21 protein-coding genes are annotated in these 21089 nt (G+C 44.5%); 19 read left to right on the top strand and 2 right to left on the bottom strand.

Features of this window, described 5'->3' with window-relative positions; genetic code table 11:
• The 14 genes from MCG46_RS15885 (at position 1) to MCG46_RS15820 (ending at position 14205) form a co-directional block, all read left to right on the top strand.
• The gene (locus MCG46_RS15885; RefSeq protein WP_240280841.1) at positions 1-519 is read left to right on the top strand and encodes a hypothetical protein; all 519 of its coding nucleotides are present in this window, start codon (positions 1-3) and stop codon (positions 517-519) included.
• A complete protein-coding gene (locus tag MCG46_RS15880; protein ID WP_240280840.1) occupies positions 516-1025 on the top strand; it encodes a hypothetical protein in 510 nt (169 codons plus the stop codon). The genes MCG46_RS15885 and MCG46_RS15880 overlap by 4 nt, the downstream gene beginning before the upstream one ends.
• 14 nt (positions 1026-1039) lie before the next feature.
• A complete protein-coding gene (locus tag MCG46_RS15875) occupies positions 1040-1558 on the top strand; it encodes a hypothetical protein (RefSeq protein ID WP_240280839.1) in 519 nt (172 codons plus the stop codon).
• A gap of 13 nt (positions 1559-1571) precedes the next feature.
• Positions 1572-2297: a hypothetical protein gene (locus MCG46_RS15870; RefSeq protein WP_240280838.1), complete on the top strand. Its 726-nt coding sequence runs from the start codon at positions 1572-1574 to the stop codon at positions 2295-2297.
• Positions 2298-2318: 21 nt separating this feature from the next.
• Positions 2319-2981, top strand: coding sequence for a hypothetical protein (locus tag MCG46_RS15865; RefSeq protein ID WP_240280837.1), 663 nt, complete (start codon positions 2319-2321; stop codon positions 2979-2981).
• 105 nt (positions 2982-3086) lie between these two features.
• The gene (locus MCG46_RS15860; protein WP_240280836.1) at positions 3087-4688 is read left to right on the top strand and encodes a hypothetical protein; all 1602 of its coding nucleotides are present in this window, start codon (positions 3087-3089) and stop codon (positions 4686-4688) included.
• Complete coding sequence (locus MCG46_RS15855; RefSeq protein WP_240280835.1) at positions 4685-5224, top strand: hypothetical protein; 540 nt, start codon at positions 4685-4687, stop codon at positions 5222-5224. Before MCG46_RS15860 ends, MCG46_RS15855 begins: the two co-directional genes overlap by 4 nt.
• A gap of 106 nt (positions 5225-5330) precedes the next feature.
• Positions 5331-5954, top strand: coding sequence for a hypothetical protein (locus MCG46_RS15850; protein WP_240280834.1), 624 nt, complete (start codon positions 5331-5333; stop codon positions 5952-5954).
• A 163-nt stretch (positions 5955-6117) separates the two neighbouring features.
• Complete coding sequence (locus tag MCG46_RS15845) at positions 6118-6648, top strand: hypothetical protein (RefSeq protein WP_240280833.1); 531 nt, start codon at positions 6118-6120, stop codon at positions 6646-6648.
• Positions 6649-6676: 28 nt separating this feature from the next.
• Positions 6677-8455: an EAL domain-containing protein gene (locus MCG46_RS15840; protein ID WP_240280832.1), complete on the top strand. Its 1779-nt coding sequence runs from the start codon at positions 6677-6679 to the stop codon at positions 8453-8455.
• A 541-nt stretch (positions 8456-8996) separates the two neighbouring features.
• On the top strand, positions 8997-9785 hold the full coding sequence (locus MCG46_RS15835; protein ID WP_240280831.1) for a MurR/RpiR family transcriptional regulator: 789 nt from the start codon (positions 8997-8999) through the stop codon (positions 9783-9785).
• Between the two features lie 71 nt (positions 9786-9856).
• A complete protein-coding gene (locus tag MCG46_RS15830; protein WP_240280830.1) occupies positions 9857-11287 on the top strand; it encodes a glycoside hydrolase family 1 protein in 1431 nt (476 codons plus the stop codon).
• A gap of 86 nt (positions 11288-11373) precedes the next feature.
• Positions 11374-12561, top strand: a complete 1188-nt coding sequence (locus MCG46_RS15825; protein ID WP_240280829.1) for a hypothetical protein — start codon at positions 11374-11376, stop codon at positions 12559-12561.
• A gap of 189 nt (positions 12562-12750) precedes the next feature.
• On the top strand, positions 12751-14205 hold the full coding sequence (locus MCG46_RS15820; RefSeq protein WP_240280828.1) for a glycoside hydrolase family 1 protein: 1455 nt from the start codon (positions 12751-12753) through the stop codon (positions 14203-14205).
• A 46-nt stretch (positions 14206-14251) separates the two neighbouring features.
• On the opposite strand, the gene MCG46_RS15815 is transcribed toward MCG46_RS15820, so the two are convergent.
• Positions 14252-15058: a MurR/RpiR family transcriptional regulator gene (locus MCG46_RS15815; RefSeq protein WP_240280827.1), complete on the bottom strand. Its 807-nt coding sequence runs from the start codon at positions 15056-15058 to the stop codon at positions 14252-14254.
• Positions 15055-15849, bottom strand: coding sequence for a MurR/RpiR family transcriptional regulator (locus MCG46_RS15810; RefSeq protein WP_240280826.1), 795 nt, complete (start codon positions 15847-15849; stop codon positions 15055-15057). The genes MCG46_RS15815 and MCG46_RS15810 overlap by 4 nt, the downstream gene beginning before the upstream one ends.
• A gap of 203 nt (positions 15850-16052) precedes the next feature.
• Between MCG46_RS15810 and MCG46_RS15805 the strand changes: the two genes are divergently transcribed.
• The 5 genes from MCG46_RS15805 (at position 16053) to MCG46_RS15785 (ending at position 20991) form a co-directional block, all read left to right on the top strand.
• Positions 16053-17342, top strand: a complete 1290-nt coding sequence (locus tag MCG46_RS15805) for a PTS sugar transporter subunit IIC (RefSeq protein WP_240280825.1) — start codon at positions 16053-16055, stop codon at positions 17340-17342.
• Positions 17343-17423: 81 nt separating this feature from the next.
• Positions 17424-17729: a PTS sugar transporter subunit IIB gene (locus MCG46_RS15800; RefSeq protein WP_240280824.1), complete on the top strand. Its 306-nt coding sequence runs from the start codon at positions 17424-17426 to the stop codon at positions 17727-17729.
• Positions 17726-18028 carry a PTS lactose/cellobiose transporter subunit IIA gene (locus MCG46_RS15795; RefSeq protein WP_240280823.1) on the top strand — a complete coding sequence of 101 codons (303 nt, stop codon included), beginning with the start codon at positions 17726-17728 and terminating at the stop codon, positions 18026-18028. Before MCG46_RS15800 ends, MCG46_RS15795 begins: the two co-directional genes overlap by 4 nt.
• Positions 18029-18042: 14 nt before the next feature.
• Complete coding sequence (locus MCG46_RS15790; protein WP_430622668.1) at positions 18043-19485, top strand: glycoside hydrolase family 1 protein; 1443 nt, start codon at positions 18043-18045, stop codon at positions 19483-19485.
• A gap of 30 nt (positions 19486-19515) precedes the next feature.
• The gene (locus tag MCG46_RS15785; RefSeq protein ID WP_240280822.1) at positions 19516-20991 is read left to right on the top strand and encodes a sulfatase-like hydrolase/transferase; all 1476 of its coding nucleotides are present in this window, start codon (positions 19516-19518) and stop codon (positions 20989-20991) included.
• The last annotated feature ends 98 nt before the right edge of the window (positions 20992-21089 follow it).

Genomic DNA, 21089 nt, shown 5'->3' with positions numbered 1-21089 from the left:
ATGACTGAGAAAAAGAAACCGCAGTTCAGGCCGAAGAAAAAGTTAAAATCGAAATCCTTGATGATCACGGCTGGAGGCCTGCTGATCCTTCTGATTATCCTTCTGTTTGCAGAAAGAACAGCCATCAAAACTCAGATGCAGATTCTTCCCGATCTCCGCGCCCGTCAGGGATCGGTGGAAGCGGCCTCTACACCCGTCGAAGATGGACAGTTCCGGGTGATTATAGACCAGGTGCTGAGCGTGGAAAGGGGAAAAAAAGACTGCCTGATCCATTATGAGAATCCTGCAGAGAATCTCAATGCGGCCCGAATCGGGCTGTACGACGGAGAAAACGGAGAGCTTCTGGGCAACAGTCTGCGGATTGATCCGGGAAGGAAACTGAAAAGTCTGACGTTAAATCAGAAGCTGGAAAGCGGAGAACATGAAGTAATCGCCGTAATCGAACTGTTTGAAGATAAAAAACCGGCAGGCAGCCTGCAATTGAAACTGACGTTACAGGTGCAGGAGCGTCTGGAATGAAGAAGAAAACACAGCGAAACCTGTGGCTGACGGTGATCGCCCTGCTTGTACTTTTAATTCTGGCAGCCCTGGCGTGGAGCAGGAATTCGTCTCGGCAGTCAGCGCCGAAGCTGCGGCCAGACGCCAATGCCAAGATCGGAACTTTCGGAGATCCGGCCCAGCGGCAGGCGGAACTGGATCAGGTCGTAGCGGAAGGCATGCTGACGATTTCCATCAATGCGACCCCCAGTTTTGCTGACGGGAAAGCCCTCGGAAATCTGATGATTGAGAATGCTCTGGAAAATACCAAATTGATCACAGTGGCGATTTTCCGCAGGGACAATGGTGAAAAAATCTATGAATCCGGCTATCTGGAACCGGGGCAGATCATTGAGGAAGCTCCTTTGGATGTCGATCTGGAACCAGGAACTTATGAATGCACGGCGTACTTCAGTGCCTACAAGCCTGAGGATCAGCGATACACCGGTCAGGCTGCCGCGGAGATTACGGTTTATGTGCAGGGATAGGAAGAAGGCACGCGATGGATAAACGACGAAGAACTCCGTTTCTGATCCTCGTGCTGATCCTGCTTCTGGGATTGGGAATTCTGACCGCCGCCTGGAAGCTGCTTCAGAAACCGCCGCCGTCGTCGCTGATCTATGAGGAAAATATCAAGGTCGGAGCGATGCCGGGCAGTGATCCGGCCCAGCGGCAGGCGGAACTGGATCAGATCGTAGAGGACGGCATGCTGACGATTTCGATCAATGCGACGCCGGTCGGCTCGCTTTCGGAAAATGAGGGCAGGATCAACTGGCTGATCGAGAATCCAGCCAACCAGGGAAAACTGATCCGCGTGGAAATCACGCTGCAGGACAATGGGAAGAAAATCTATGAAACCGGAGCTCTGAAGCCGGGAACCTATGTGGAAGCGGCAGTGCTTAAAACAAAGCTGGCTGCCGGGGAATATAACTGTCTGGCGATGTTTTACAGCTATGACATGGAAACGGAAGCGTTTCTTGGCAAAGCGGCTGCAGAAATTACGCTGACGATCACAGAATGAAAGGAGTCGGAGAATGAAAAAAAAGCATCAAAGCCGCAGATGGGGGTGGGGAATATTTCTGATTTCCATTCTGCTGAGCACTCAGACGCTTCAGGCAGAAGATCCGACACCGACTCCTCTGCCGTCAGCTCCCAGTGAACAGAAGGACCTGGCTCTAGGAGATAAAGAATCGGATGACAGCCTGAGCACAGAATTCAATGGAACAGTGAGAGCTTCTCTGTTGTCGGCAACACTGCCGGCAGCGGTCGGATTCACTTATGATCCGGCCGCCGCCTTTGATCCCACCCGCGGTGAAAATCAGGTCAGTACCCCTGCCGCCTTTGCCGCAACCAACAATTCTCCGGTTCCGGTGGTGCTGGAGATTACAGCTGTGAGTGTTCCGGATCCGTTGATTGGCGAAAATCCTCTGGATCACAGCCAGCAGATTTTCTCCCTGGTTCAGTCCGTGGATGAAGTTCAGCAGCCAGGCTCAGCGATTCTGGCTGTGAGACCCAGGGGAGAAACCTATGCCAGCCTGAGCGAATTTGAAAAGTTTGCGCTGGACCCGGAAAGGGAAGCCTCCGATCCGCTGCGAATGGTAACGATTCCTACTGATCGGACAATTCCTCTGGAAATTTGGGGAAAGTTCGCCAGTGACCGATTTTATGGAGAATATGGCGTCAAGGTAAAAATCACCTTGAAAATCCGGGCTTTAATGTCCGGTGAAGACAGCGATTATGTCCCAGAGTCTGGGAATTGATCGATAAAGGAGAGAGAAACAATGAAAATGATGAAATGGATGATGGGGATCACCGCAATGTCTGCCGTGGTCACCTGCCTGGCTCTGCCAGTTTCAGCAGACTATCCTGATCCGACCCCTACAGAGATCCCGGTAGAGATCAGCGATGGGACCGGGAGCAAAGAAGTTTCCGGCAACAAAACGGTAATTACAGGCAACATCAAAGCGACGCAGCTGAAGGTTACCGTACCGACAGCGGTATCGTTTGATATCGATCCGACGCTGACCGCAAGCGACCCTTCAAGTCAGATTACAGCACAGTCAAGCAACATCAAGATTACCAACGGATCCATTGTACCAATCTGGGTTAAGATCAGCAGTATTGCCGTGGCTTCAACGACAGCCACCACGCCTACTCTGGTGCAGAGCTGGCCTGCCAGTGATGGCGGCAAAAATCTGATGTTTGCCTTGAAGGCTGAAGCTCAGAAACCAACGAATTTTACAACCGCGGCTCAATGGCTGACTTCCGGCAGAATTACCTCCAATTATTTCATCAATAGTGATGGCAAGCTGGGACCGGCAGAAGACACCGCCACCAATTCCGTCACCATGAAAATTTACGGGAAAACGGGAAAAGGCTGGAAAGCGGGAGATTCTTTTGCGATCACCCCGACCTTTACCGTTTCCGTTAAGGAAATCAAATAACCAACAAGCGGAGCGATGAATATCATCGCCCGCAGACCAGAGGGAAAACAGAACGCGGATTTCTCTCTGGCCTGCGGAAGGCAGAAAAGGGAAGGCAGGGATAGAATGAGAGGAAAACAAAGAGGACTGTGGCTGTTGATAGCAGTTACTCTGTGGATCAGTCCGATCAGAGTCATGGCGGAAACGGCGGGCGAGGGAGAGCATGTGGAAAACCCAGGCGGCAGCGGGGAAGTTGCGGGCGAGGGCAGCAGCGGACAGGTAATATTGAAAGGAACCGTCGGTCAGGGGGACTGCAGTCTTTCTGTTCTGGTGCTGAATAATGCCGGAGGGCCGATGCAGAATGCGAAGGTTGCGGTTCAGATGCAAGAGAATTTCGCAACGACGGGAAAGGACGGTCGGGTTCTGGTCAATCAGCTGGTGGAAGGGGTCGAATATGAAATTATGATCAGCCACGGCGGATTTTATGATAAGAGTCTGGTCTATGTGTACAATCTGGAACCTATCCTGCAGCAGGATGGACGTTATTTGTATCCGCAAGATGAGCTGGTGATTCAATTGGATTGGATTCCGGTCGAAGATCCAGTCATAGTTCCGCAAGGAACGACAGCAGGCCAGAAACCGGGTATAACCACCGCGGGAAATCCGGTACTGAAACTGGAGATTCCCACAGGCTCGGATCGTTATCTGATTCCGGAACCGATGATTCAGCAGTCCATGGAAACGGGCCTGGATCTTGAAATTCAATATCGAGATGAAACAGGTACTTTGAAAACCTTGGTTCTTCCGGCGTTCAGCCGCCATGATGTGGAGCTTTTGCAAGGCAATGAACTATGGCTGGAGGAATTAAACGGAATCCCCTATTTCCATATTGAGATTGCGGAATTGACAGCCTTGGACTGGCAAGGCATGATTCCCCATAATCTGGCGGAGCTGGCAGTCTCTGAACAGCTGAATATCCGAATGAGCTTTCTGAAGGACAATCAGGAGCTGGAAGACTCACTGATCCTGCCGACGGCAATTCTGAACTGGGCTGCGAAAGGCTCACACTTTGACCTAGGGGCGCGGATAGAAAAAGGAAGCGAGCGGGCGATGCTGATCATTCAGAAAACCGGTGACCATGAGGAAGCGAAGCTGCCGGTCCCCATCCGTTTATTTGCCTTCGCTCAAAGTGAGGATCGGGCTCTGATTGTAGAACAGTTCAATCCAAAAGATAAAACAGACCTGTGGTATCGCTGGGATTTCACACGAAAAGCGCTGAAAGAGGTTGCTCTGAAAGAGAATGAATTCAACCGGACGGTAGACTTGTCCATCAGCGATGAGCCGGAGGAAGCGAATCTGATTTTGAGTCAGACAGACCGGAATCAAAGTCAGTATCTGATCATCGCTCATGACGGAGCTTTACCGGTCCCGGCAGATCTGAAGGTAAAGAACAGGAAAAATTTCAAAGAGCCAGTAGACTTTGTGTACAGTGATCCTGATGCCCGGAGTCTGGATGTGATTCTGATGGGTCTGGAACCCAACAAGGAAGGATTTTATGATCTCGGATTAATGCGTCATTGTTCCAGTTATGCTCTGACACAGGCTGGAATTCCAGCGCATCGGTCAGCAGAAAATCAAGGATTTTGGGTGATTCTTGCGGGATTGGTGATCCTTGCCTGCGCAGGACTTGCCTGGTGGATCAAAACAAGGAGGGAATCGGCGGAATGACCCAGCAGAAGAAAGAAATAAACAAAAAGAATTGGATTGTTCTCGTCCTGATTCTGATCGTCCTGTTCTTGATAGCGGCCCTAGGCTTTGTGATCTGGAAAGGGAATCAGAAAGAAAACCCACGATTGGAAGCGAACGCGACGGTCGGCATGATGCCGGGAAAAACGGCAGAACAAATCGAAGCGGAACTCAATCAACAGGTCACTGAAGGCATGATCGCGTTTACGATTAACTCGGCTCCGGTGTTTGAAGACTGGAAGGGTGAAATCTGGTTTGAGAATCCAGAGTCCAACAACAAGTACACACGTCTGGAACTGGAACTGGATGTTACAGATCCCTATGCTGAATCGCTGAATAACAGAACTCTCTGTCAGACCGGCTTATTGAAGCCAGGCAGTTATATGGATGAAATTGAACTGAGTCAAAAACTGCCGGAAGGAACTTATCGCTGTACAGCCAGAATTTATGCGTACAAGCTGGATGGAGAAAGTTATCTGGGGGAAGTCCAGGCTGGACTTCAGATTACCGTTCGGTAATAAAGAAGGTTCTTCGATCCGAATTTCTATTCGGATCTGGAATAAATGGGAGTCAGAACGATTCCCGAAAATGAATAGCCCATTATAGAAAGAGGAGGATAAACAAATGAAGAAATTACTTTCGATGGGAATGGCACTCCTGATGTGCATGGCGATGGCGACGCCAGTCATGGCTGAGGAAGCCGGAGGCGGCGACAAGACCGTGACGAACGGAGATGGTCAGGAAGTCTGGCTGAACGGTTCAGCGAAGAAAGATGCAGAACTGATCAGCGTTGTCATGCCAACCAGCATCAACTTCCAGATTGCAACCAAATTGGATGATGATGGATCAACCTACATTTTGGATAACAGCGATCCGGGTACCGGCGGCGTTGTTTCGGCAACCGGAAAATTCACCAACAATTCCAACCGCAGCATTGATCTGACGCTGTCCAGCGTCGCGGATGCCAATGTCATGGATGCAACAGAACCAACCAAAGTCAATGGCACTTTCCTGAGTGTACTGAATGTCTACCTGGCTCCGGCTAACAAGGTTCGTGCGGATGTTTTCGCGGATAAGGACAATTATCAGCTGACTTCGTCAATTGCCGACCGCAAGCTGGGAACGATGGGCCTCAACGGTACGCTGGAATTCAAGGTCTTCGCCGAGGACAATGCGGATGATTCTACCAGCCTGACGGATGGCAACTATCAGATCAAAACGGTCATGAAGGTCAGCGTCGCAAAATAAATGCGGTTCTGATTTTACATCGGATCAGACAGGCAGACAGGGAATCTGCCTGTCCTTCCATCAGAGCCTGAAGCAATCAGACTTTGATGGAAGGGCAGGACTGAAATCTACTAAATGGGTTTAATCAAAGCCATTAATTGAAAATGAAGAGGATGAAAAGACGATGGAAAACGGAAAAGAAAAAAAGCGTAAGCTCTGGCTTTTGCTGGCAGCTTTGTTGTTACTGATCATGATGGGAATCGGGATCGGTCTAATACTGAATCAGAAGCGGCCGCCGGCTCCAGAAGAACCAGCTGCTTACAATCCTAATGCGGTGGTCGGCGCCTTGCCGGGAAAGACCGCTCAACAGATTGAAGAGATGCTGAATGCTCAGATGGATGAAACCACGGTTGCATTTACGCTGAATTCTTCCCCGGTATTTGAAAATGGTTCCGCCAAGGGAAATCTGATGCTGGAATGTCCGGAAGTCAATATTAATAACATCCGGATTCTGATCCGAATCGACGAAACCGGAGAACTGATCTATGATTCAGAAATTCTGAAACCAAACAGCTACATCTATTCGGATACACTGAAAACGCCGCTAAAAGCGGGCAGCTATGACTGCACGGCAACCATTCAGCTGCTGGATAAAGACACCGATGAAGTGAAAGGGATATCGCAGGCTGCTTTGGTCATTACAATCCAGAACTGACGCTCGAAGTCAAAAGGGAGGAATAAAGATGAAACCCGAATTTGAAGAACTGTCCAGAAGACTGATTGAGCTGTATTTGGGTTATCGGGATGAGGATGGAATGCTGACAGATTGGCTGGCCCGGGATATGACCTGGTTTGGGGCTGGAAAAAATGAGTCTGGAAGTGATGCAGAAAGTCTGATCCGCCGGATCAGAAAGGGAGATCAGGGGGATCCTAATCCTTTTGAAATTCAGGAAGACCGGATTAAAGTTCAGCTGCTGGATGATAAAAGTGTCTGTGTGACCGCACTGCTGACCCTTAAATCTGTATTGCAAAGCGGGATTGAGGAAAAGCCGCTGCGTTTTACTCTGATCTTCTCGCTTCAGGGAACAGACTGGAAACTGGTGCATATGCATCATTCTGTCCCGGTTCTGCTTCATTCAGAGAAATCTCTGTTGAATGGCAGTGAGTCTGAACTCAATTATCAAAAGTTTAGACAGGCCATTCGGAAAATGGCCGACAGTGAGCTGGAACAAGTCCGCTGCACAGATTCTCTGACGGGGATTCTGAATCTGGAAGGCTTTGTTCTGGCAGTCAGGAAGATTCTGAACGAAAATCCGACGCAGCAGTTTGTGATTATGAAATTTGGAATTAACCGTCTGCGCTATCTGAATCAGATCCATGGCTATGTGATGGGAGATCAGGTGTTGAAGAATATCGCTGATAACTTGAAACAGATGTGTCAGGAATTAGAAGTCTGCGGTCATATCGAACGGGATAATTTTGCTGTCTTGATGGTATACACCAGTAAAAAAGACATGGATCAGCGGCTGTGGGAGATGGAAAAGAAATTGGTAGATTCTTCGTTGAGGGATCGTCTGCATCTGCAGCTGAGCTATCGGGCCGGCTTGTATGTGACGCAGCCGGGCAAGCATGAGGAAGTGAAGGATATGCTGGATAAAGCTCTGACGGCTCAGAGCTGGCATCGAGAGAATCGGTGGGAAAGTCAGTACTGGTATTTTGAATCCCAGATGGCAGATCAGCAGTTTAATGATCAGCAGCTGCTGGATGATGCCCGCCGAGCGATGCAGCGAGATCAAGAGTTTCAGCTGTATATCCAGCCGCAGATAGAGTTGACAAGTGAGAAGGTCATCAGCGGAGAAGCGCTGGTTCGCTGGCTGCGCAAAGAAGATGAAATCGAACTGCCGGGTCAGTTCATTCCATTATTTGAACAAACCGGGTTCATCCTGGACTTTGATTTCTATATGTTGAAGCTGCTGTGCCGGCAAATGCGAATCTGGCTGGATGAGGGGAAGCAGGGAATCCCGATTTCAATTAACCAGTCACGCAAGCATCTCGGAAATCCGCAGTACTTTGAACGGTTCTGCGCGGTGGTCGATAAATGGGGCATTCCACATAACTTGATTGTCTTTGAACTGACGGAAAGCGCGTTTGTTGAATACAATCAGGAAGTAATGGAGCTGGTAAGACAGCTCCATCACGAAGGTTTTTTGTTAGCGATTGATGATTTCGGGACCGGCTATACCGCTTTGAATTTTTTAAGCATGGTCGCTGCCGATATTCTGAAGATTGATCGAAGCCTGATTGCGGATTATGAGAACCTGCGCGGGCAGGTGATTCTGAGAAAAGTGATTGAAATGGGAAAAGAAACGGAAATGACAGTCATCTGTGAAGGGGTGGAAGGAGAAGAACAGGCCAATCTTCTGAAACAGATGAACTGTGATATTGCCCAGGGATTCTACTTCCATCGCCCGATGCCAGCCGATGATTTTGCCAGGCTTCTGCCGGAGCTGAAAGCGGGCTGATCCTGATATCATTCATGTCAGCAGTTAAATCGTGTGCGTGAGAGAAAAGCCGAAACAAGAAAGAGGCAGGTGAGTTCCAGAAATGGGACTCATTTTTAATTGAGAAAATGACAGGAAATGAAGGTATTGAAAATCAGCAAAATGTGTTTTGGAACATCTCAGCAAGCGGGAGTGCCTTAGGAGAAAATCGTCTATGATCTGATCATTGCTAGGGCCGGTCACTTCCATGTAAGCACCTATTGTCTGATAATAGGAAGCTTAAACGAAAAAACTATTGAACTCATTCTAATAAAAAGAATAGCTGATTAATAATTTTTTGTTGACCTTGCATCACGATGAAGAGGTCCGGAGTTTATCGATTGATGTTTAAATTTAATGAAAGAAAAATCACGTAAAGATTACTCAATCAGAGAATGTTAGAAACGTATTCAGCGCTTAATGCACTGATAAGGAAAATTCTGCTGGATTGGGAAACTAGTTCAAAGAATCCAACATTGATGGTAAATTCGATAATTGCTATAATGGTTTAAAGGAGCAACTTATGGCAGCAGATAGACTTGATTTGGTTCATTCTTTGTTTTCTATTTTAAATGACAGTAAGGCTGATCACCCGGATTTTATTTTAGCAAGATATTTTCTTGAGAACTATTCAAAACTTGGTGAATTAAACATTTATGACGCAGCTGACCGATGCTTTGTTTCAAGAAGCAGCGTCAGGCGATTCTGTCAGAGATTAGGCTATGATAACTTCAAAGATTTAAAGGAAGAATTTAAGCGTTTTAATTATCAATATAATTATTTTCTGCAATTTGCAATGAGACCGGATTTTGAATCCTGGATGCAAAATGAATTGGAAGAAATGGTCCAGGAATTCGAGTGTTTATCTGTGAAAGAAAACATTGCGCAGATTGCGGATAAAATCTATGAAAGCTCAAAAATCATTTTTCTTTCTTCGTATTCAACGCTGATGGAGGTGACCGAGTTTCAGCGTCCCATGGTGCTTAGCGGAAAGCTGATTAGAATTTTGTCGGAGCGGAAAGTTCATGACAAGGTCATCACCAATATGCAGCAAAATGATCTTTTGGTTACAGTATCGGCTTCCGGTAATTTTGCGGCTTGCGTTCATGATTTAATAAAAACCAGCAAGGCGAGTAAATTATTGATCACAACTTCCCATCATCCGGAAATAACGGAAGGCTATGATAAAGTTTTTTATCTGGGCAGTAAGGATTATACCCATGTAAAAAGTGTTTGCGGCAAATATGGATTGATGTATTTCTTCGATTTGCTTTATAGTACATACATTCAAAAATATGGAATCAAAGTTTAGGGAGCAAATTCTGCACCCCCTTGGTGATCGTGGTTTTGTTATAGTTAATCCAACCAGAAGGAGGACTGGATATGAACTATCAAGAAAAACCAAGGTTTCCAAAAAATTTTATGTGGGGTGCAAGCTCTGCAGCCTGGCAAGTAGAAGGAGCGGTCAATGAAGGCGGCAGAACCCCAGCCATCATCGACTTGAACAGTCAAACGAAAAAGCCCTATACGGACAACTCCATAACGGCAGATCATTATCATCACTATCAGGAAGATGTCAGCCTGATGGCGGAGTGCGGGTTGTCAAGTTATCGATTTTCCATTGCCTGGTCGAGAATTATTCCGGATGAAAGTCGCAGAGTGAATCCTAAAGGAATTGAATTCTATAATCATTTGATCAATGCCCTTATCGCGAATCACATTACTCCCATTGTAACGCTTTATCATTATGATATGCCTTGTTGGGTAGATGAAAAAAAGGGCGGTTGGTCAGACCGACGTGTGATTGATGAGTTTGAATACTACTGTCAGGTTTGTTTTGAGAATTTTGGGGATCGGGTTAAATATTGGCTCACCCTGAACGAACAGAATATGCAGATCGTTTACGGCGATTGGCTGGGTGTATCTAAAGGGTGTTCGGATTGGTTTAAAGACAAGTGGAAAATTAATCATATTATGAATCTTTGCCATGCGAAAGCAGTCATTGCCTGTCATCGCTTAGTGCCTGACGGCAAAATCGGACCTGTTCCCGGCTATGTTCCGATTTATCCTGAAACCTGCAAGCCAGCAGATCAGATTGCCGCAATGAATGCAGAAGAACTAACGCAAAAGGTTTGGAATGATCTTTATGTTTTTAGAAAATATAACGGATTTATTCAACGCTATTGGAAAGAATACAACATTGATCCGGACATTAGACCTGGGGATATGGAATTGATCCAACAGGCCAAGATCGACTTTATCGCACTGAACTGCTATCGCAGCAATGTGGCAAAGGCGGCAGATAAGGGTTCAGAAATGAAAGAGTTGCAATTGAACAAAAGCGGGAGAAAAGGCGAATTCGTTTATCCGGTCTATCCTGGGATTTATGCGCTTGCCCCTAACCCCTATGTCCAAACGAATGATTGGGACTGGGAAATTGATCCGGTGGCGATGCGGTATATGCTGAGATATGTCAACGATCATTATCATCTGCCGATGATGATTACTGAGAATGGCTACGGTGCCCACGAAGAGATCGCGGAAGATGGTGGTGTTCATGATCAACAGCGAATTAACTTTCTTCGAAATCAGATTTTTCAAGTGGGGCTCGCAATCGAAGACGGCTGTGAAGTCATCGCCTATAATCCCTGGAGCTTTACGGATTTATTAAGTACAGGTAATGGGATGGCCAAGCGTTATGGATTGGTCTTTGTGAATACCACGGATGCGGAAATCCGCGATTTAAAACGAATTAAAAAGGACAGCTTCTATTGGTATTCTAAGTTTATCAAATCCAATGGGGAAGTTTGGTGAGCGATAGATGAGAATCTGTCATACGCGAGACATCATCACTCCCCTTTTTTCCAACGCTGATGGAGGGGTACAGTGAAGATCGATTTATGATCAATCAAACAGAAGCTCAAAAACAACAAGCTGGTAAAGGAAGTCGCATAGCTCAGGGAGCGCGCGATGATTTATTGTTGGAAACTCTGGTCATCGAATCAGGACAAGTTGTCGTGTTTTATACATTAGATATGATTATTGCCGAGAAAGAATTTTGTGACTACTGTAAAAGGAAGATTACAAAGGCGACTGGCTTAGAAGCTAAGCAAATCTGTATAAGCTGCATCCATACTCACAACAGCCCGCTTACCTCTCACGGGATGAATCTAAGTCAAAATCCAGACAAAGAATATTGGGATTGGCTTGCAAATAAAATGATTTGGGCGTTCCAATTGGCAAAAGATCATTTACAGCCAGCACGTGTCTTTCTGGATGAATACAAAATAAAAGGTTATTATAACAATCGAAATCGTCCAGGAGAAGAATATTTTGATCAGTGTCTGGACTTGACTTTTAAAACAGTATCTGGAATTCCCCTTGTTCGTTTATTAAACTTGGCCTGTCATCCTTCTTTGATCGGCGTCCAGAACCGATATTTCACGAGTGATTTCTTCGGGGTGATGCGTCGTTACATTCAGGGAATAAATGGAACTCCGGTCATGATTATGAATGGGGAAGCCGGAGATGTCAGCCCTCGGCTCCTAAAAAAAGGGGTAGACTGGAATGAATGCATAAGATATGGAGAAGGCATCGGGGCACAGTTAATTTATCACAATCATCCGATTGAATTAAAAACGGAGGAAGTTAAAATTAAAAAGATCACTCATTCCATTCATTATAATCCACAAAAAAGCGATTACCTTTGGGATAAAAAGAAAGAATTAACCGAGAAATTAAAAACATTGGGTAAACAGACCAAGGAATATGAACTGATTTCAGGTTGTTTTCTGTATGATATTGAAGAAAAATTATCGCATGATGAACTCCGATATGAAGGCGACTGTTTTATTTATGATTTTGGCGGATTTCGCATTGTTACCGTGCCTTGTGAGATAGACAGCGTATTAGGCAAGAAATTACGGAATCAAGATTTAACGCCCACGATCTTACAAGCTTATTCTAATGGATTTTTGTATTATGCGGTGAACCAAGATGAATATGGTAAAGTCTTTGAATCCTATGTGACTTATTTTCCAAGGGGAAGTGCTGATGCGATGGTGGAAGAAATTATCTCGAAATATTGATTATCAGAAAATGAGCTATTAGATTGAATTAAAATAGCAATAATAGGTTACAAAAATAACAAGTCAATATCTGATAAAGTATCCGCAGCTTGTAGTGCTGCGGATGTTTTATGTTGGAGGTTGCAGAATATGGTACCCTTTTGAAAATAGGGTAGTGATAAGATGAAGAAAACAAAGGAGGCTGAAAGAATGAATAATGAATTTCCCAAAGATTTTCTGTGGGGTGGGGCGACATCAGCAGCACAAGTTGAAGGCGGATTTCATGAGGGAGGACGCGGACCTTCTCATTTGGATTACCTGAAACATATCCCTTTTGCAAAAAGAGAAGGAAAAAATCTCATGCAGATCACCGAGGCAGAATATTGGGAGAACAAAAAGCAGGAAGAACAAGCCAATCTTGCTTTCCGACGGGGCAGTGACTTTTATCATCATTATCAAGAGGATATTCGAATGTTTGGCGAAATGGGGTTTAAGACTTACCGCATGTCGATTGCCTGGTCACGATTGTTTCCCACAGGAACAGAAAAAACACCGTTAAAAGAAGGTGTTGAATTATACCATCGGATTTTTAAAGAATGTCATCGCTATGGTATTGAACCTTTAGTAACGATGATTCATTATGATATACCGGCTTATTTAACGGAAACGCTGAACGGCTGGGAAAATCCGAAAGTGATTGATTATTTCCTCAATTATACCAAATTCTTAATCGATGAATATAAAGATGAGGTGAAATACTGGCTGACATTCAATGAGATTAATATGATCTGTTGGTGCCCCTATTTAGGCGGCGGTCTGTTCGTTGAGAAGAGTCATAGAAATCGCTTATCCTGCATTCATCAAGCACTGCATCATCAATTTATCGCGAGTGCGCTCACAGTTAAATATGCGCATGATACAGCACCGAATATAAAAATAGGCAATATGACCCAGCGATCTCAATATTATCCCCTGACCTGCAGGCCGGAAGATGTTTTCTTGACGTTGAAAAATGATCAGTTCAATTTATTTTTTAACGATGTGATGGTGTTGGGTGAGTATCCATATTCTATACTTCAATATTATGAAGAACAGGGCATTACCATCGACTACGTTGACAATTATGAAGCGATTCTAAAGGCTGGAACCGTGGATTTCATTTCCTTCAGTTACTATTTTACCAGTGTTGTCAACAGTGACCCTGAGAAAAGAGAACCGGTTGAAAATTTCGTAAAACAACAAAAAAATCCCTATCTTCAGCATTCGGATTGGGGATGGACTATTGATCCGATGGGATTACGAACAGCCCTGAATGTCTTGTATGATCGTTATCATCTTCCGTGTTTCGTTGCGGAAAATGGGTTAGGTGCAGTCGATGTCATCGCGGAAGATGGAAAAATTCATGATGATTATCGGATCGCATATCTGAGAGAACACATCAAAGCGATGCGGGATGCCATCGGCGATGGGGTTGAGTTAATGGGATACACGACATGGGGCTGCCTCGATCTTGTCAGTATGAGCGATATTCAGATGACGAAGCGGTATGGATTGATTTACGTTGATGCTGATGATTGCGGCAGAGGGACATATCGGCGCATGAAAAAGGAATCTTTCGATTGGTACAAAAAAGTGATTGCTTCCAATGGGCAGAATTTAGAATAAAGATTAAAAAAACAGCCGTCTGAGATCAAACGGCTGTTTTCAGCGATTATGGATGTGGAATTCCAAACCGGCGGTAATAAAAACTGTAAAGCATATCGAAAAAGTAACTGATTCCATATTTAGCATAGGCGGTTTTACGGTCATGACAATCCATGGAACTGATTAGAATAATTTGATCATATGTCGCATGAATTTTATTTTGATGAGAGGCTGTGACTAAAATTTTTTCTCCCTTGATTGCAGTCAAAACTGGATTAATATTTTCCGCATATCGACCCATGGCTGAGACAACAAGAATCAAGTCTTTTGGGGATGCCTGTTTTAACTGAATACTGTCTTGCGGTGAGGAAACAACGTGGATTTGCTTCTGACAGAGAATCATCGGCCTTTGAAAATCTTTGAGCGCTGAAATTGAAGAGTAGGATGATAAAAGATAGACGGAAGAAGCATCATGAATTTTCATTGCAAGCTCAAGCAGCAGCGAATCACTGAGGATGGCGTTCATGTCATCCATCATCGCTGTGATCTGTAAGGAGAGATATGTCCGAAAATCTTGCTTTTCAGAGAGTGAAGTAAAATAGGTGTAAGCTTTTTGATCACGATGGGAAGAACACTTTAAATCGCGGAAATTTTCATAGCTAAGCTTTTTACAGAAACGATGAATACTGCTTCGGGGAACTGAACAGGTTTCAGAAAATTCATAGATGTTCAATGAATCCAGGTTATTGTAATGCTGCAGAAGATAATCCGCCAACACATAATCGACAGAGGAGGGGGAAGAATCATTGACAATGGCGCATAAACGGCTGATCAAACTCAAGCCGAAAGAAAAGGGTCTTGCCTGCGTGTTCATTTTGCAAGTGAAGGACTTTGATTTTCTTCAATCAGAATTCGTTCACTGATATAGGAAACCAGAATCTCAATAAAAATATGAAAGATTGCTTGTTCGTCCAAGAATACACCTTTTACTTTGATGTTGGGCAGCAAGATGAAATGCGAAGCATACTTTTTATACGGAGTATTGGGGTTCATGGTTAAAACAACCACCGTCTTTTTTGTATCATGACAAGTTTTGATGTAAGCATTCAGCGGAGTGGATTGGTTGCCTCGAACGGTAAAGAAAAAGAAAATCTCATTCTCAGCGGAAGAGGAGGACAGAACATTGAGCATTAAAGTATCCGTCACCGCTTCCGATTCAATATCGATATTGATCAGACGGTATTTGAATTGCATTGCGGTGAATCCTGACCGATTGTAGCCGCACAGTCGGATTTTTTTGGCGCTCATGACTTCCTTTGCGAGCATGATAAAATCATTTTCACTCAGATACTGTCGGATGCTTTTAATTGCCAAGGTATACGAATCCAGGATGTAATCAAATTTGTTTTCGTGCAGTTCCTCCGGTACGCTGCTGTGTCCGACGATTGAGAAATCATATTTAAACTCAGAATAGCCGGAATAGCCTAATTTTTTCGCAAAGCGCAGAATTGCGGATTTGGAAACATGACATTTTTCAGCTAAATCCACAATGGTGGACGCGTCGCGAATGATAATCCAGTAGTCGTCCTTGATACAATTGTAAATCAGTTCATCACTTTTCGTGAAGGTCGGCTTGGCCGCGTTAATTCGATCGATGATATTCATAGTTCATATTATAGCATAAAGATCAAGAATAATGGGAAAATTCTCAAAAATAAGAAATATTTCAAATATATGTTGATAAATTTCTCAAAACGTGTAAGAATGAGAGTGTGGGAAATATTTGCAAATAGATTACACATGAGTTTTTGTCCCGTTACGAAAGGAGGATGTAGATTTCATCTACAAATTTAAGTATGCAAAAGATAATGGGGATATTAGAAAAACCACTGGGTAAATTCTCGGCTTTCATTCAAAACAATAATTTTACATCGGCAATTGTACGAGGCATTACGATTTCAATTCCAGTTACGATCGTGGGTGGCTTAGCTACCTTAATTACAGCGGCACCGGATCCCAGTATTCTAGGGGAAGGGAATTTCTTCTATGGACTGCTTGTCCTGTGGCAAAATCTGGCACAGGGAAGCTTGGGAACCTTTGCGGCAGTTGTCAACAACGTCACGATGAATATGCTTTCCGTCTACTGTTTACTGGCGATTACCTATAATCTTGCCGATTCCTACAAGTTGGACAAGATGACATCCTGTATGACCTCTGCGGTTTTGTTCTTCATGATTGGCTGCAGCTTTGACGGCGGAATTTCAATGGGATTTTTAGGCGGCCGAGGTTTATTCTTCGCAATGTTTGTTGCCTGCCTGTCCGTTTTTATCACACATGTTCTGTTTGAGAAAAATATCAAGATTACATTGCCGGATTCGGTGCCTCCGAATGTTTCTGCACCGTTTGAACAGTTAATCCCGCTTGTAATTAACATTCTTGTGTTTTACTTCCTGAATGTTCTCTGCTTAAAGGCAACGGGTGTGATCATTCCTGATTTTATTCTCAATGTCTTTAAACCTTTGCTGAGTGCAGCGGATACCTTGCCGGCGATGCTGATTTACGTCTTTTTACTCAATGCCCTTTGGGTTATCGGTGTCAACGGCGGCAATATCGTCAACTCTGTAATGAGTTCTGTTCTGCTGATGAATCTGGCAGAAAATGCGGCAGCCCATGCGGCGGGAGAAGAAATGGCCCATATTTTCTGTTATTCACCGAATAACGCAATCATGAATACCGGCGGAAGCGGAGCTGCCTTGGCTCTGGTCATCGCCGCATTGATCGTCGCCAAATCGGATCATTTGAAGGCGATTACACGCTTGGGCGGAGCTGGAACCATTTTCAATATCAGCGAACCGATTGTCTATGGTTATCCGATTGTTTTAAACAGTTATCTCTTTATTCCCTTCATTTTTGTTCCAATGATCAATACAACGATATTTTATTTCCTGATGAGTACCAATGTGATTGGCAAAATGTTCATCAATGTCCCTTGGGTTTTGCCTTCACCGATTCAGCTTGCCTTAGCGACACTGGATTGGAAAGCGGCTGTGGTCTGGATCCTGTTGATTGTCCTAGATGTTATTCTGTATTTGCCTTTTGTCAAAATGTATGATAAACAGCTGTTAAAGGAACAAGGAGAACAACCGGCTATTGAATAGTTAATTTTGCAGGAGAAGCTGTTTACAGACACTTCTTCAGCGTACAAAGGCGTTTTCTTTGAAAAGAAAAGGAAGGTTAAGATGAAAAATATTCTGTTAGTCTGCGCAAGCGGAATGTCTACAAGTCTTTTGGTCAAACGCATGAAAGCTGCGGCTCAGGAACAAGGCTTTGAATGCACCATTGAAGCGGTTGGGAATGCTTATGTTAAAGAAAAACGAGGAATGATTGATATTTTGATGGTGGGGCCGCAGCTGCGGTTCAGCTATGATGCTTTGGTTAAGGAATTTCCGGATATTCCTGTCGTCTTGATCGATATGCTTTCCTATGGGAAGGTTGATGGTAAAAAAGTGCTGGAAGAGGCGAAGAAAGTGATGGGCGTACAATGACGGCAGAACAATTCGAAGAGATCTGTTTTCAGATCATTACGTATGCCGGAGAAGCTCGTTCCTGTTTTATTGAAGCTTTGCGGCAGGCCAAACAGGCGGATAAAACAAACGCAAAAGCTTTGCTTGAAGAAGGCAATGCCAATCTGATTGAGGCGGAGAAGGTTCATGCGAAATTAATCCAGCAGGAGGCCAATGATGAACCGGTCGAAATCAAAATGATCTTGATGCACGCGGAAGATCTCATGATGTCGGCAGACACCATTCATATCCTAGTTGAAGAATTGATCATTTTGCTTTGAAAGAAGGATGATGAATGATGATTGAGAAAAAGTTTGGCGAACACTTTCAATGGGGCGGCGGTTTTGCCGCCAATCAAATGGAAGGAGCTTATCTTGAAGGCGGAAAAGGCCTGTGTCTGGCAGATATCAATGAGTTTCGAAACGATATACCCGTGGACAAGAAAAATAATGAAGAAATAACGACTGCATATATTGCGAATGCGATTAAAGAGAATTCCAGGAATTTTCCCAAACGCCGGGGAATTGACTTTTATCACCGCTATGCTGAAGATCTGAAACTTCTGGGAAAAGAGGGATTAGGATTGAATGCTTTCCGGACTTCGATCAACTGGGCGCGGATTTTTCCCAACGGTGATGATGAAAAGCCGAATGAAGAAGGCTTGAGGTTCTATGATCGGCTGATTGATGAAATCCTTGCCAATGGGATGGAACCGATGATCACGATGTCGCATTATGAGATGCCGCTGAATCTGGCAGTCAATTACAGCGGCTGGTATTCGAAAGAAACGATTGGTTTTTTCGAGAAATACGGAAGAGTATTATTGGACCGTTATCATGATCGCGTTAAAAAATGGATTATTGTGAACCAGATTAACTTGATCACACATGAATCGTTTAATCATTTGGGCATAGCTCAGGATAAGGTTGAGAATCTGATGGAAGCCAAATATCAGGGGGTCATGAATGAAATGATCGCCTGTGCAGGGATCACGGCTTATGCTCATCAGCACTATCCTGATAATCAAATCGGAATGATGCTGTGCGGCGGCCCAGCCTATCCGGCAACCTGCAAGCCGGAAGATGTGCTTGCAACGGTGAAGCATAATCAGATGGAATATTTTTACGGCGATGTTCTGCTGCGCGGAAAAATTCCGGGATATGCTTATCGCTTTTTCGATGATCATGGATTCAAGATTGAGGTTTCCACGGAAGAAATTGAAAAATTAAAGAATCACTGTGATTTTTTCAGCTTTTCGTACTATTATACGCGATTGTGTGATCAGCAGCATTATGAAAATGGAAACGAGGGTTTCCGAAATCCGGAGCTGCCGGCGAATCCATGGGGCTGGTCCATCGATCCTCTGGGGCTGCGGACGTTTCTGAATCTGTTTTATGATCGGTACCAATGTCCAATTTATATCACTGAAAATGGCATTGGGTATGCTGATGAGCTGACTGAAGACAGTCAGATTCATGACCCTTACCGTCCTGAGTTTTATCGCCAGCATATTTTACAGATGAAGGAAGCCATTGCCGATGGTGTGGATCTGCGCGGATATTATTTCTGGGCACCGCTGGATATCGTCAGCTGTTCTTCAAGCGAAATGAGCAAGCGGTATGGTTTTATTTATACTGATATGGACGATGAAGGCAACGGAAGCGGAAAGCGGATCCTGAAGGACTCCTATTACTGGGCTAAAAAAGTCATCGTTTCCCAGGGTGAAGATTTAGAATAATTCTTATTTTATTGAACGGGAAAGGAATATATGGAAAAACGAAAAAATATATTGTTTTTTATTGCGGATCAGCTGCGGGCGGACAGCTTGGGATGCATGGGAAATACAGAAGCGGCGACGCCTAATTATGATGCCTTGTCGGAAGAAGGAATTCTGTTTGAGAATGCTTTCTGTCAGTCGCCGATCTGCGTTCCAAGCCGGTGCAGCTTCAATACCGGCTGGTATCCGCACACAAACGGACATCGGACGATTCATTATTTCTTGGAAAAAGAAGATCCGAGTATGATGAAGTCGTTAAAAAAGAATGGATATCATGTTTATTTAATGGGAAAGTCGCATTATTTTGATCGCCAGGATGAGGCGGAAATGGCGGCTACCTGTGATCTGGAATACATTGGCTGTGAGATGAGCACCAACGCGATCCATCGAATCGGACAGTCGGTTTCAGAAGAAGAAATCAAAGCCAATCCCTACTACTATTCTTTCTATTTTGGAGAAATGACAAAGGAAGCAGCAGCCAAAACCCAGGATGATCTGGTCATCGAGCGAACTTTGGCGATGATTCAAAATCATGAATTAAAAGAACCGTTCTGTCTTTATGTTTCATTGAACCTTCCGCATCCGCCTTATGAGGTGGAAGAACCCTGGTTCTCGATGTTTGATCGGACGCAAATTAAGGTTCAGACAAAGCCGATTGAACAACTGAAGGATAAGCCGAGCATTCTTTATCGGATTCGTGAAAATCAGAATCTAACAAAGTTAACGGAGAAAGATTTTCAGGAAATCAAGGCGACGTATTATGGGATGATTGCGAAATTGGATAATCAGCTTGGCCGTGTTCTCGGGGCTTTAAAAGAGCAGGGCTACTATGAGGATACGCACATTCTTGCCTTTGCGGATCATGGTGATTTTACCGGCGATTATGGCTTGGTGGAAAAAACACAAAATACGTTTGAAGATTGTCTTATTCATATTCCATGCATTATTCGTCCTGCTCAGGGCACACCGTTTCAGCCGCGAACGAGTTCATCGCTGATCGAATTGAACGATTTGCCGCAGACCGTTGCAGATCTGCTTCACTATGAATTGGATTACACTCAGTTTGGAAAGTCGCTAACCGCTTTGTTTGAAAATGAGATGGAACTGCACGAGTATGTTTTGAGTGAAGGCGGCCGTATTCAGGGGGAGAAGCAGGCGATGGAAGGCTATACCGGAAAAGCGTCGATCTATTGGCCACGTTTGGAGGCTCAGACGCGCATGCCTGAGCATTCTAAGGCGTTTATGGTTCGCTCTGATCAGTATAAGTACGTTTACCGTTTGTTTGAAAAGGATGAATTTTACGATCTGACAGCGGATCCTTGGGAAGAAAAGAATGTCGTTGATGATCAGCGATATCGCTTGGAAATTGCGAAAATGAAAGACTGGCTGCTGAAAAAATTAATCGAAACCACGGATAACGTGCCAATGAAAACCATGCTTCCAGGAAGAACCTATGGAGAGGAATAGAGGCTAAACCTCGGATGATTTGATCTTTTCCCTGTGATCGGTGAAAGGATCAGAGCGGAAGGGTTTCTATTATGCGGCATGGTATTTGATAAGCAGGC

Origin of the sequence: Holdemania massiliensis (assembly GCF_022440805.1) — a bacterium.
GTDB lineage: Bacteria > Bacillota_I > Bacilli_A > Erysipelotrichales > Erysipelotrichaceae > Holdemania > Holdemania massiliensis_A.
The sequence above is the reverse complement of the archived record's forward strand: the minus strand, read 5'-3'. Positions and strand labels throughout refer to the sequence as shown.